Origin of the sequence: Iodobacter arcticus, from assembly GCF_042664895.1 — a bacterium.
GTDB classification, from domain to species: domain Bacteria; phylum Pseudomonadota; class Gammaproteobacteria; order Burkholderiales; family Chitinibacteraceae; genus Iodobacter; species Iodobacter arcticus.
On sequence record NZ_JBHTBQ010000034.1, the window covers coordinates 1 to 860 of the forward strand.

1 protein-coding gene is annotated in these 860 nt (G+C 50.7%); it reads right to left on the reverse strand.

Going from position 1 to position 860, the window contains the following annotated elements; translation table 11 throughout:
• Positions 1-28: 28 nt before the first annotated feature.
• On the reverse strand, positions 29-860 hold an 832-nt coding region (locus tag ACFQNF_RS16155), incomplete at its 5' end, for a transposase (protein WP_380188963.1).

The window sequence follows — 860 nt, forward strand, 5'->3', positions numbered from 1 at the left end:
TGTAAAGGTCAAGGACATAGGTAACACTTTAGTCCACAGACATAGGTGACACTTTTCGCGTTAAAGTTAAGTAATCATTTTTTGCACCTGTTACCTGTCGCTCATCAAACGAACCTAGTCGAATCGGCCCAAAGTAAACGTCCCACATCGTTTCACCCACCTGCTCCAAGCCCACCCATTCACCACGCAATACATAGCCGATATAGATGCGCAAACTATGCCAATAAATCAGCCCGTTTTGACAGACACGTCCTCGCTCAAAATAGCTGGGGTAAACCAACTCAGGCAGCATTTCAGGGTAGCTGCGTGTCGAGGCTTGATAGACCGATTTCGGCACCTGTTGCCCTAATCCTTCATGCAGACGATCGTCGTTATAGTGACGCTGAAATTCATCTAAAATCACCTGTTGCCGCGGTAAATCCTCTACACCAAGCGAGCCGATCCGTAGCTTTAACGTCCGATGCATACGTTCGTGCCGACCATTCTGCTGCGGCTTTCCAGGGGTAATGCGTTCCGGAATAATCCCCAAGCGAATCCACCAAATCGATAGCTTTGATAGCCCGCCGACTCCCGTACTGGCAAACGGTGCGCCGTTATCACTACGAATTCGCTCCGGCAAGCCATATTGGCGAAACAATCGCTCAAACACTGCCTTGGCGTCTGCGACTGAGGTGCTACTGAATCCTTGGCAACCCAGCAGGTAACGGCTGGCATGATCCATGATCGTCAACGGATAACACCACTGGCCATTGGTGAGTTTGAATTGCCCTTTGTAGTCGACACTCCACAGTTGATTCGCGCTCGTAGCCGCCTTGAGCGGTTGAATCGAGCGGGGAGTACGCTGAACTCGACGACGTGTT